Genomic DNA, 11,692 nt, shown 5'->3' with positions numbered 1-11,692 from the left:
GCCGTGCCCCCCGCCCCCGGAGGGCGGGACGGGTGGTCTCAGTCGACGTGGCGGGCCAGCGCGACGGCTGCGTGGGCGGCCGAGGCGAGGGTGACGTGACGGTGCCACCCGTCGAAGGAGCGGCCCGAGAAGTCCCGCAGGCCCACCCGGTCCGCGATCTCGTTGAAGTCCCGTCTCGTCCTGTCGGCGAGTCCGCCCAGCCTCACCAGGGAGGCGGGCGGCGTGGTCACCAGATTGGTCAGCCACAGTTCGGCCGGCCAGCGCCCGCCGTCCTCGCCCGTGCCCAGCAGCAGCAACTCCTCGCCGCCCGCCGCTCCTCCCTCGGCCGTCCGGCGTCCGGGTCCCCCCAGCACCCGGCGCCCGGGCGGGCGCGGCAGGCGGACCCGGACGGTGGCGGCCAGGACCGTCCGCTTCCCGGCTCCCGGGGCGGTCTCCCTCTCCAGGACCGGGCGCCGCAGGTTCTTGGCCAGTCTCATGATCTGGTGTGCGGACAGGGGGCCGCCTCCGCAGCCGGAGAGGACCGGATCCGCCACGGTGAGGTGGAGGTCGCCGTCGACCCTCGCGAGGAGCGGCGTCCCGTCGGCGCTGAGCTTCCCGAAGGCCATCGCCGTGTGGGTCCCGCCCACGTCGAGCACCACCGGCCGGACGGGCAGACCCCATCTCGCGGTGGTCTCGAGGCAGGCCTCGATCACGCACTCGCCCAGGGTCTCCACGCCCATCCCCTCCGGAATCGACACCCGGCTCCGCCGGTGGCGGTCCTTGAGCCAGGTCCCCGGCAGGTGGAGGCGCCAGTTGACCGGAGAGCTCGTCCTCTCCGAGGCCGCCCAGACGCCGATGGCCAACTGCGCGTTCAGCACCTGTCCCAGAGCGGGGAAGAAGTGCCTCTCCACTCCCACCGAGTGCCGTCCGGTCTTGGGGATGACCATCGGCTGCACCACCCAGGCCTGCGGGCGGGACGTGCCCAGCAGGTAGTCGGCCAGTGCCCGGCGAATCGGAACCCAGTCCCACGTGGAGTTGCAGATGAAGTGGTGGAGGTTCTGCTCCGAGGCCTCGCCGTCGAGCACCGCCGCGATGTTGCGGATCGACTTGCGTCCCGGTGTCTCCAGCAGCCCGCGCAGGTACAGCATGCCCTTCCGGTGCTGGTCGCTGCGGGGTAACGAGGTGAATAACGTCGAGCAGAGGTCGGCGAGCGGTCCGCTGCAGGGATCGGGCCGCAGTAGCGTACGTGTGTGATGTACCGTTTCTGCGGCACGTGTGCCGATATCGACCATGTCCATGGTTTCCTGCCTCTTCCCTGATGGTGAGGGGGGTTCACGTCAGGTGTGATCAGGCGGGGTTCCCGGCACGTGGTGGACGCGCCCTCCCGCCCGGCCGGAAGGCCGGCCGGCCCCCGGTGCGGCTGTTCCCTCGGACGACGGCCCGCGCCGGCACGGGATCCCGCCGTTCGGTACGGTCGTCTCCGTCGGGGTGGCGGGCGTCCGGGGCGGCGGGGGAGGACCGAGACGCCTCTCGGGCCGCGCGGACCGCGCGTTCCGACGGCCCGCGCCGTCTTCCGCCCGTGGGGGCCGGAACCGCGGCGACGGCCTTCGCGACCGCCGGGCCACGGGGGCCGGACGCCGGAGTCACGGCGGGACCGGCCAGTTCCCGGGCCGTTCGAAGCGGTCTGCCGTCGGCCGTCACGGACGGCGGTTCGGGGGTGGCGGCGGACTGCACTGGATGGCTCCTGTTCCGTTTCCGGCGCGTGCGGCACCCGTGGCGGTGTCCGTGGCGGTGCCCGCGGGTCCGCTCCCAGAGAGTAGGCAGCGGGCGGAGCGGAGTACCGGGCGGTAGAGGGAGAGTGTCAAGTTACCGGACGGTAATGCTTTTATTGTGGCTTGTATCACTCGCTCGGGCCGGAGCCGGCGATTCCAGAGCGACGGCGAGGTGGGCGACGGAGGCCAGCGTGATGTGGTGGTGCCAGCCCGGGAACGACCGCCCTGTGAAGTCCCGCATCCCCACGTTCTCCGAGATCGCGGCGAAGTCCCGCTCCACGGCGTCGGACAGACGGGCCAGCCGCAGGGCGGAGGCGGGAGCGGCGACGTTGGTGAGCCACACCCGGCGGCGCGGCTGCCCGGCCGGACCCCACTCGCCCAGCAGCAGCATCCTGCCGCTCCGGGCGGGCGACGCCGCCACGGGTATCGCCGAGGCCGTGGTCAGGCCGTCGCCGGGGTTCACCCGCTGCCGAAGGTGCGGAAGCGCGTCGGCGAGTTCCCCCGCCGTGCGCTCCTGCCCGCCGTGCCTGGGCAGTCTGGACCGGTCGAGCCGCAACCGGGTGTCCGAGTCCGCACGGATGACGAAGGGGATCCCCGCCGAGGAGAGGAAGCACGCGACCGACACGGCGTCCACGTCCGCCACGTCCACGACGACCGGCCCGTGCGGCACGCCGTCGGTGCCCAGGACGTCGGACATCGCCTGGCGGACGCACTCCTCTACGGTGCCGACCGCGGCGTCCGGGGGGATGTTCGCGCGCCGCCGCAGCGGGTCCGCCCCCCAGCGGGCGGACAGGCGCAGATGCCAGTGGACGGGCACGGCCGACCGTCCGGACGCCAGCCAGGCCCCCACCGCGTGCTGGCCCTTGAAGACCTGCCCGGTGGGCGCCGGCTGCTCGTCGACGCCCGCGGAGTGGGGGCCGGTCTTGGGGATCAGCAGGGAGCTGACCACCCAGGCGTCCGGTGCCAGCGCCCGGTGCGCGTACCGGGCCAGGGCCTGCCGTACCGGCATCCAGTCCCAGGGGGACGTGCTGATGAAGTGGTGGACGTTCTGCTGCGCCGCCGCCCCGCCGAAGTGGGCCGCGATGTTCCGCAGCGTCTTGCGCCCCCGCACCGACAGCAGGCCGAGGACGTATTTCTGTGCCTTGGCCCGCTGATCGCTGCGCTGGAGCGAGCCGAAGAGCGACTCGCACAGCTCGGCGTCCAGCGCCGGCGGGGCGGCCGGTCTCCCGGACGTGTCCGCGTGCCGCTGAAGGTCTCGCATCGTGGCCCCCCGTCAACCGTCACCCCGCCGGGCGGGGTGACGTGCCGCGCCGCACGGGTGTCGCCAGCCTCGCGCCCTGGAAACAGGTCTGGTGTCCTGTTTCTTTATACAGGCCCCGAGTGCGCGTGGCTGCTCCCCTTCTCCGTGGATCCCTCCGACCTGCTGCGATGCCGAACGGCACGGCTCGCGCGGTCCTCCGGCGGCGCGGGGGTCGGGAGACGGGGAAACAGGTCGCGGTGAAGGTTCGGGGAGGCCGCCTGCCGCGCCGCCGGTGGGAACGGGCACCGGCGCGAGGGTGCCGGGGCGGATGCGGGGGAGGGCCGTGTCCGGGCCGCCGGCTTACGAGGACCGCGCCTCACCAGGCGGAAGAGGGGGAAGTACAGGGCTCCCGGCCGTCCGGAGCAGGGGGTCGGCGCGGTGCGGCGAGGTGTCCAGCTTCGCCAGGACGCCGGGGGTGGCGACGTTGGGGAGGATGAGTCTGAAGAAGCACGACACCTCCTCGGGCAGGTTGCGGTCCGGCAGGCTCTCGGTGACCAGCTGTATCCCCGTCCACGCTCCGACCGACAGCCTCGCGACCTCGAGCGGGTCGGTGTGCACGAGCAGTTCGCCCCGCTCCCGGGCCTCGGTCAGCATCCTCGCCCCCACGTCGATCCAGTCGGGCCAGCGGGTTCCGAACAGGGCGCGGGACCGGACGTCGACGGACAACCGGAGGGAGGCGCTGAGTATCGGCTCCTTGGGCAGCCGGTGGGCGAGGAGCAGCGCCAGGTCCACCCATTCCTGCAGCTTGAAGGGTTGCGGAGTCAGCCCCTCCAGGGTCACCGCCTCATCGAGCACCCCACGCGCCAGCTGCTCCTTGGAGGTGAAGTGGAAGTACAGGCCGCCTCGGGTGAGCCGGGCGCGCTCGATGACGCCGCTGATGGTCGTGGCGTCGTACCCGAACTCGTTGAACAGCTCCGCCGCCGCCTCGAGGATGATCCTGCGGGTATGAACCGCGCGCTCCTGCCGTGCCACTCTCGCCTCCCCGCCCCGGTTACCGGGGTCTGAAACTTCCCTTGCCTCAGCCTGAAACAGACCGTAGGTCCGGTATTTCAACCGTACGATTCACCGTAGTGGTCAGACCAGCCGTATAGAGGGGGAAACGTGTCCGATATCGCTCTCATACCGACGTCGTCCGCAGTGCCGTCCTCCCTGCTCGGGGTCTACACCCACCTGGAACGCGCCGAGTCCGTACTCGTCACGGGCTGGGAGCGCACCGGCGCACGGGAGTTCGCGGTGGGGGTCAGGTGGCCGGCCGTTCCGGGTGACCTGCCGTACGACCCGCGCGTGCTCGCCCAGACCGTCAGGCAGAGCGGCTTACTCGTCGCGCACGCCGAGTACGGGGTCCCCCGCACCCACCAGACGGTGCTGAGCGCCCTGGCCATCACCGTGGACCCGGGTCTCCGGGTCCCCCGCGGCGGGACCCTGCCGCTGGAGGTACGGACCACCGTGACGGAGACCGGGCGCCGCCGCACCGCCGGCTCCCTGCGCATGAGCTTCCGCATCCTTCGGGACGGCACCGAAGTGGCCCGTTCGGAGGCGGACTTCGGTCACGTCTCACCCGTGGTCTACCGGCGTCTGCGCGGCACCGGCCACGCCGTCGGCTGGGGGGAGTGGCCCGTGCCGGCTCCCGTCGCCCCGCAACTCGTGGGCCGGTGCTCCGCCACCGACGTGGTCCTCGCGCCCGGCGACCGGCCGCGCCGCTGGGTGCTCCGCAACGACCCGCGCAACCACCTGCTCTTCGACCACCCCGTGGACCACGTGCCGGGACTGGCGCTGCTGGAGGCGGCCGACCAGGCCGCCCGCGCTCTCCTGGCCCCGGAGCCCCTCACGGTCACCGGCGTCGACGCCGCTTTCGAACGGTACGTCGACCTCGACCGGCCGTGCTGGATCGAGGCCGAGCCGCTGCCGTCCACCGGAACCGGCCGCCCGGCCGTCCGGGTGGTCGGCCGGCAGGGCGGGAAGCCGGCCTTCCGGGTCGACGTCGTCGGGGTGGGACCGTAACGGCGGGACCCCGGCCGGGGGCGGCGGCTCACTGGTTGACGAAGCCGCCGTCCACCGGCAGCACCGTACCGGTCAGGAACGGGCACCGGTCGCTGAGCAGCCAGGCCGCCGCCGCCGCGATCTCCTCCGGCTCCGCCGTGCGCCCCTGCGGGGTCAGCGAGTTGACCATGTCCTCGAGCCCGGGGTTCCGGCCGAACCAGTCGGCGGTGATCTCGCTGCGCGTGGTGCCGGGGGCCACGGCGTTCACGCGGATGCCCTGCTTGGCGTACTCGTCGGCGGCGGCCCTGGTGAGGCCGACGACCGCGTGTTTGGAGGCGATGTACGGGGCGGCGGCCGGGATGGCCACCAGGCCGCCCACGCTGCTGTTGTTGACGATGGAGCCCCCGCCGTGCTCCAGCATCGCCGCTATCTGGTACCGCAGGCAGTTGAAGACGCCGCGGACGTTGGTGTCCATGATGGCGTCGTAGACGTCGTCCGGCATCAGGTGCAGGGGCGTGCGGTCGCCGCCGATCCCCGCGTTGTTGAAGGCCGCGTCGAGGCGTCCGAACTCGGACAGGGCGAAGTCCACCGCCCCGGCCGCCTCTTCGGCGCGGGAGACGTCGCCGGTCACGTAGGCCGCTCGGGCCCCCTCCTCGCGCAACTCGCCGGTCAGGGCGGCCAGCCGGTCCTCCCGGCGGGCGGTGAGGACCACCGCGGCGCCCTCCCGGGCGAACACCCGTGCCGCTGCCGCGCCGATACCGCTGCTCGCACCCGTGATGAGGGCTACCTTGCCGAAGAGGAGGCCACCGGTCATGGCAGAAGTGTGCCAGGTCCGTTCCCGGGCGCGCCGCGGTACCTTCCCCGGAGGTGCCTCGAAGGTCAGCAGTCCGGTAACGCGTCGCAGACTCCCGAGGGCCTCCAGTCGTCGTGTGCGGCCTCGTCCGGGTACCGCTCCCGCGCCGCCGAGGGCGCCGTGCAGCTACCCGCCGCGTCGATCCGGTCGCGCACCGCCTCCGCCGACAACTGCGGCAGCACCAGCCGCCAGAACGGCGTGATCGCCCGGCACGAGTGCCGGCGGACGTCGTTGCGCCCCAGCACCTCGAGCCCCGCGACCACGGCCGTGATGGCGGAGGCGGCCTCGTCGAGCACCACGTCGGAGGCCAGGTCGCCGTGGTTCCTGGCGACGGTCAGCATCAACTGGACCCACTCCTGCCACTGCTGCCACAGGTCCACGTGGCCGTGCCAGGTGGCGTCGCGACCGAGTCCGAAACCGGCCCTCAGCACCGGGTCGCAGGAGAGCCACTGCGCCAGTGCGTGCGAGGTGTCGACGAGGAGCTGCAGCGGCATGGGGTGCCGGAGCGGGACGTTCCCGGTGATGTACAGCAGCGTCCGCGCCGCGGCGGACTCCACCGCCTCGCCCAGGGCCTGCTTGTTGCCGAAGTGGAAGTGCAGGGCACCGTGGCTGACGCCGGCCCGGGCGCAGATCTGGGTGATGGAGGCATCGGCGAAACCGGCCCGGTCGAAAATCTCTGCGGCGGAATGAATCAATTCCCGACGCGTACGTACGGCACGGTCCTGTTTGGCCATGTGGCACTCCGAGGAGGTGGTGAGCGATGGAGGGAACGCATGGGAATATGCCGCGGAGTGATGATGGGGGCATCCGGCTTTCGGTCCGGCCGCCGAGCGGCCAGGTCAGGCCGTGCCCGGCGAAGACCGGTGCCCGGGGGCGCCGTCGCGCCGGGAGCGACGTATGCATATCCACATGCACCCCACAACTCTTACCACGTCGGGAACTCGGGTGGTACAGGCGTTATGGAGACTGGCGCGGTAGCGTACCCTGCATGCTTGCCATTCAGATTGACCGCTTCGGCGGCCCGGAAGTCCTCCGGCCCGTGGACTTACCGACGCCCGCGGCCGGCCCCGGGGAAGTCCTGATCACCGTCGAGGCCGCCGGCGTGAACTTCGCCGACACGCACCAGGTCGACGGCTCCTATCCCGTCGCGGGCACGCTGCCCCACGTACCCGGCAGCGAGGTGGTGGGCCGCACCGCGGACGGGCGGCGGGTCCTGGCGAGGGTCTCCGGCGGTTACGCGGAACAGGCGGTGGCCAAGGAGTCGGCCGTCCTGGAGATCCCCGAGGACCTGGACGCCGGCGCGGCGCTCGCCCTGCTGGTGCAGGGGCTGACCGCCTGGCACCTGCTGCGCTCCGCGGCCCGGATGAGTCCCGGCGAGACCGTGGTCGTCCACTCCGCCGCGGGAGGTGTCGGCAGTCTCGCCGTCCAGCTGGCGAAGGAGTTCGGAGCGGCGCGCGTGTGGGCACAGGCCTCCTCCCCGGAGAAGCGGCGCCTGGCCCTGGAACTCGGCGCGGACGCGGTGACCTCCCACCCCCTGGAGGAGAAGGCCGATGTCATCCTCGACGCAGTCGGCGGCGAACTCTTCGACCGCGCGCTGGACTCGCTGGCCTCCCGGGGCCGCCTGGTCAGCTACGGGAACGCCGCGCGCAGCGGCTTCACCCCGGTCGATCCGGCCCGCCTCGGCCGGCTCAACGCCTCGGTCGTCGGTTTCTGGCTGCGTCCGACACTGGCCGCCCCCGGGGCCGTCCACGGCCCGCTGAAGGAACTCCTCGCGCTGGTCGCGGAGGGCCGGATCAGGCCGGTGGTGCGGTACGTCTACCCCCTTGCCGAGGCACGGCGCGCGCACGAGGACCTGCTGGCCCGGCGCACGGTGGGCAAGGTGGTCCTGCGCCCGTAGCGCCGCGCACGCCCGGACGGCCCGTGCCGCGGACAGGCGTCATGCCGCCGCCCCGGGCCGTACGAGGCCCCTCCTCCGCCGTTTCCCTCCGCCGCTCCCCTGTGCCGCCCTCCTCCTCGGCCCTCCTGTGCCGCCCTCCGCCGCCGCTTCCGCGCCCCCGGCCTCCGGGGCCGGCCGTGACACGCCCCTTTCCGCGCGGCCGACATGACAGATCGCCATTCCTGTGACAGATCGTCGTTCTCCTTTCAGGCGTCCGACCCGGCCCTGGGTAGCATCGGGCCGCGAGTTGGAGACAAGGGACCGGACTGCCGTCCCGAAGAATGTGGCGTAGCCGACGTGTACGCCGACGAGCACCAGTCATTCGATTCCCGGCCATGAAAGTCGTCCGACAATGTGACGCGGAGATCAAGAATGCGACTTGCGCAGGTGTTGGCAAATGTGATGGAGCGCCACGCGGACCGGCCCGCTGTCGGTGAACGGGTGAAGGCGTTCTCTCGGGATCCTGATACGGGCCGTGTATCGCTCCGTCTGCTGCCGCAGTACGAGACCACGAGCTACAGGGAACTGTGGGAGCGCATACGCGCGGTGGCGAACGAATGGCACCACGACGCGCGGAACCCGGTGAGACCGGGCGACCGGGTCGCCATCCTCGGTTTCACGAGCCGCGACTACGCCACGCTCGACCTGGCCTGCATATGCCTCGGCGCGGTCAGCGTCCCGCTCCAGTCCAGTTCCCCGCTGCCGCAGCTGAAGTCCGTCATCGAGGAGACCGAGCCGCTCGTCCTCGCCACCAGCCTCGAACGCCTGGACGTCGCGGTCGAGGCCCTCCCGGACGACTCGCCGGTCCGGCGTCTGGTGGTGTTCGACTACCACCCGGAGGTCGACGCCCAGCGGGAGAAGTTCACGTCCGTGTGCGACCGCCTGGCGCGGGCCGGGCGCGACCTGGCCGTCCACACGCTCGCGGAGGTCGTCGAGCGGGGGACCGCGCTGCCCGAGGTCCCGCTGCACACGGCCGACGACGAGAACGCGCCGGCCATGCTCATCTACACCTCGGGAAGCACCGGGACGCCGAAGGGCGCCATCTACACCGAGCGGCTGGCGGCCGCGATGTGGGGAGGCGCCTGGTCGAAGCTCTTCTCCGACGAGCACGCCGTCAACATCCACTACATGCCGATGAGCCATGTCGCCGGGCACTCCTCGCTGAAGAACACCCTGGCGCGCGGCGGGGTCAGCTACTTCACGGCGAGCAGCGACCTGTCGACCCTCTTCGAGGACATCGCGCTGGTGCGCCCCACGGAGATCTCGCTCGTGCCGCGCGTGTGCGAGATGATCCACCAGAAGTACCAAAGCGAAGTCGACCGGCGGACGGTGGGCGGTGTCGACCGCGAGGCGGTCGAGACGGAGGTCAGGAAGAAGTTCCGGGAGGAGGTCCTCGGCGGCCGCGTCACCTGGGCCAGTTGCAGTTCCGCGCCGCTGTCCGCCGAGCTGACCGCGTTCATCGAGTCCCTGCTGGAGCTCGAACTGCACAACGTCTACGGCTCGACGGAGGCCGCCGGCGTCATGGTCGACGGCGAGCTGCTGCGTCCGCCGGTGATCGACTACAAGCTGGACGACGTGCCGGAACTCGGCTACTACCGCACCGACTCGCCCCATCCCCGGGGGGAGCTCCTGCTGAAGACCGAGGCCATCATCCCCGGCTACTACAAGCGGCCCGAGCTGATGGCGCAGCTCCTCGACGAGGACGGCTACTACAGGACGGGGGACATCGTCGCGGAGGTCGGGCCGGACCGGCTCGCCGTCGTGGACCGCCGCAAGAACGTCCTGAAGCTGTCCCAGGGCGAGTTCGTGGCCACCTCGCGCCTGGAGGCCGTCTTCGCCGCCAGTCCGCTGGTCCGCCAGATCTTCGTGTACGGCAACAGCGAGAGGTCGTACCTGCTCGCCGTGGTCGTCCCGACCCCCGACGCCCTGGAGAAGTTCGGCAGCGAGCCGGAAACCCTCAAGAGGCTCCTCGCCGAGTCCTTCCAGGAGATCGCGAAGGAAGCGGGGCTGAACTCGTACGAGATCCCCCGTGACTTCCTGATCGAGACCGAACCGTTCAGCCAGGCCAACGGCCTGCTCTCGGACCACCGGAAGCTGCTGTGGCCCCGGCTCCAGGAGCGGTACGGGGAGAGACTCGAGCAGCTGTACGCGGACGTGTCCGCGCGGGAGGCCGAGGAGCTGCTGGAAGTGCGCCGCACGGCCGCGGAACGGCCCGTGCTGGAGACGGTCCGGCGGGCCACCCGGGCGCTGCTCGGAGGCTCGGGGGCCGAGGTGGAACCCACCGCCCGCTTCCGGGACCTGGGCGGGGACTCCCTGTCCGCCGTCGCCTTCTCCAACCTGCTCCAGGAGGTCTTCGGGGTCCGGGTTCCCATCGACACGGTCATCAGCCCGGCGTACGACCTGCGGCGACTGGCCGAGTACATCGAGGCGAAGCGGGAGAGCGCGCTGGAGCGGCCCACCTTCGAGTCGGTGCACGGCCAGGGCAGCACCCGGGTCCACGCCGAGGACCTCGCCCTGGACAAGTTCATCGACGCGCAGACGATCGCCGGCGCCCGGGCCCTTCCCCGCCCGAGCGAGCCGCCCCGGACCGTCCTGCTGACGGGAGCGAGCGGTTACCTCGGCCGCTTCCTGTGCCTGGAGTGGCTGGAACAGCTGGCCCGGACGGGCGGAAAGCTGGTCTGCGTGGTGCGCGGGGAGGACGCGGCGGCGGCCGGGAAGCGGCTGGAGGAGGCGTTCGCCGGCGGGGACGCGGACCTGGTCCGCAGGTTCCGGGAGCTGGCCGCCGGGCACCTGGAGGTCGTGGCGGGCGACATCGCGGAGCCGCGGCTGGGACTGGACGAGCCCACCTGGGAGCGGCTGTGCGACGACGTGGACCTGATCGTCCACGCCGGCGCCCTCGTGAACCACGTCCTCCCCTACAACCACCTGTTCGAGGCCAACGTCGTGGGGACCGCCGAGCTCATCCGGCTGGCGCTCACCGGCCGGGTCAAGCCGTTCACGTACATCTCCAGCGTGGCCGTCGCCACCTCCCGGGCCGGGCAGCCGGCCGTGGACGAGGACTCCGACATCCGCGTCGCCATACCCGTCCAGGAGGTCGACGGGGGCTACGCGGGCGGTTACGCGACGAGCAAGTGGGCCGGCGAGGTCCTGCTGCGGGAGGCGCACGACCTCTGCGGGCTCCCGGTCACCACCTTCCGTTCGAACATGATCCTCGCGCACAGCCGGTACGGCGGGCAGCTGAACGTCCCGGACATGTTCACGCGTCTTCTGTTCAGCGTCATCGCCACGGGCATCGCGCCGCGTTCCTTCTACCGGACCGACGACGGGGGGGACCGCCGGCAGGCCCACTACGACGGGCTGCCCGTGGACTTCACCGCCGCGGCCGTCGTGGAACTGGGAGGCCGGCAGGGCATGGAGGGATACCGGACCTTCAGCCTGGTCAACCCGCACGACGACGGGATATCGCTCGACACCTTCGTCGACTGGCTGGCCGACGACGGCCACCGGATCGAGCGGATAGACGACCACGCGGACTGGCTCGCCCGGTTCGAGGCCGCCATGCGCGCGCTGCCCGAGGCGCAGCGGAAGCACTCGGCGCTGCCGATCGTCCACGGGTTCAAGGACCCCGAGGAGGCCGTCCCCGGGTCCGTCATCCCCTCCGACCGGTTCCGGGCCGCCGTCCGGGCCGCCGGGATCGGCCCGGACGGGGACGTACCGCACCTGTCGCGAGCCCTCATCAGGAAGTACGCGTCCGATCTGGAGCGGCTGCTGCCCGCCTGAGCGCACCGCCGCGCGGGGACGGGGCCCCGGCCGGGCGGCGTCCCCCGGATCGGCCCACCGGCCGGCCGGCCCCCTCACCGGGGCCGGCCGGC

At 72.0% G+C, this 11,692-nt stretch carries 8 protein-coding genes; 3 read left to right on the top strand and 5 right to left on the bottom strand.

All coding sequences use genetic code 11. The features are described 5' to 3' along the window. Window positions 1-38: 38 nt before the first annotated feature. The 3 genes from QC029_RS29440 to QC029_RS29430 form a co-directional block, all read right to left on the bottom strand. Window positions 39-1,217: a transposase gene (locus tag QC029_RS29440; protein WP_279558895.1), complete on the bottom strand. Its 1,179-nt coding sequence runs from the start codon at window positions 1,215-1,217 to the stop codon at window positions 39-41. 628 nt (window positions 1,218-1,845) lie between these two features. Next, the gene (locus tag QC029_RS29435; RefSeq protein ID WP_279558894.1) at window positions 1,846-3,012 is read right to left on the bottom strand and encodes a transposase; all 1,167 of its coding nucleotides are present in this window, start codon (window positions 3,010-3,012) and stop codon (window positions 1,846-1,848) included. Window positions 3,013-3,351: 339 nt separating this feature from the next. Beyond that, window positions 3,352-4,023 carry a ScbR family autoregulator-binding transcription factor gene (locus tag QC029_RS29430; RefSeq protein WP_279558893.1) on the bottom strand — a complete coding sequence of 224 codons (672 nt, stop codon included), beginning with the start codon at window positions 4,021-4,023 and terminating at the stop codon, window positions 3,352-3,354. 129 nt (window positions 4,024-4,152) lie between these two features. On the opposite strand from QC029_RS29430, the gene QC029_RS29425 reads away from it, so the two are divergent. Further along, the gene (locus QC029_RS29425; RefSeq protein WP_279558892.1) at window positions 4,153-5,052 is read left to right on the top strand and encodes a ScbA/BarX family gamma-butyrolactone biosynthesis protein; all 900 of its coding nucleotides are present in this window, start codon (window positions 4,153-4,155) and stop codon (window positions 5,050-5,052) included. A 28-nt stretch (window positions 5,053-5,080) separates the two neighbouring features. Here QC029_RS29425 and QC029_RS29420 read toward each other — a convergent pair whose 3' ends face one another. Beyond that, window positions 5,081-5,845 (bottom strand): SDR family NAD(P)-dependent oxidoreductase, encoded by a 765-nt coding sequence (locus QC029_RS29420; RefSeq protein ID WP_279558891.1) that lies wholly within the window; start codon window positions 5,843-5,845, stop codon window positions 5,081-5,083. Between the two features lie 65 nt (window positions 5,846-5,910). Next, entirely contained in the window at window positions 5,911-6,618 is a 708-nt protein-coding gene (locus QC029_RS29415; protein WP_279558890.1) for a ScbR family autoregulator-binding transcription factor, read from the bottom strand. A gap of 254 nt (window positions 6,619-6,872) precedes the next feature. Here QC029_RS29415 and QC029_RS29410 point away from each other — a divergent pair, with 254 nt between their 5' ends. Both QC029_RS29410 and car read left to right on the top strand, forming a co-directional pair. After that, window positions 6,873-7,781 (top strand): zinc-binding dehydrogenase, encoded by a 909-nt coding sequence (locus QC029_RS29410; RefSeq protein ID WP_279558889.1) that lies wholly within the window; start codon window positions 6,873-6,875, stop codon window positions 7,779-7,781. Window positions 7,782-8,174: 393 nt separating this feature from the next. Then, on the top strand, window positions 8,175-11,600 hold the full coding sequence (gene car / locus QC029_RS29405) for a carboxylic acid reductase (protein ID WP_279558888.1): 3,426 nt from the start codon (window positions 8,175-8,177) through the stop codon (window positions 11,598-11,600). The last annotated feature ends 92 nt before the right edge of the window (window positions 11,601-11,692 follow it).

The organism is Streptomyces sp. DH37, from assembly GCF_029813835.1.
Lineage (GTDB): Bacteria > Actinomycetota > Actinomycetes > Streptomycetales > Streptomycetaceae > Streptomyces.
This window is presented reverse-complemented; position numbering and strand designations above follow the sequence as displayed.

What these genes read in the sequence shown, in the direction of transcription:
- QC029_RS29435 (WP_279558894.1), bottom strand. Translation starts at nt 3,012, where the DNA reads ATGCGAGACCTTCAGCGGCACGCGGACACGTCCGGGAGACCGGCCGCC.
- QC029_RS29420 (WP_279558891.1), bottom strand. Translation starts at nt 5,845, where the DNA reads ATGACCGGTGGCCTCCTCTTCGGCAAGGTAGCCCTCATCACGGGTGCG.
- QC029_RS29415 (WP_279558890.1), bottom strand. Translation starts at nt 6,618, where the DNA reads ATGGCCAAACAGGACCGTGCCGTACGTACGCGTCGGGAATTGATTCAT.
- QC029_RS29410 (WP_279558889.1), top strand. Translation starts at nt 6,873, where the DNA reads ATGCTTGCCATTCAGATTGACCGCTTCGGCGGCCCGGAAGTCCTCCGG.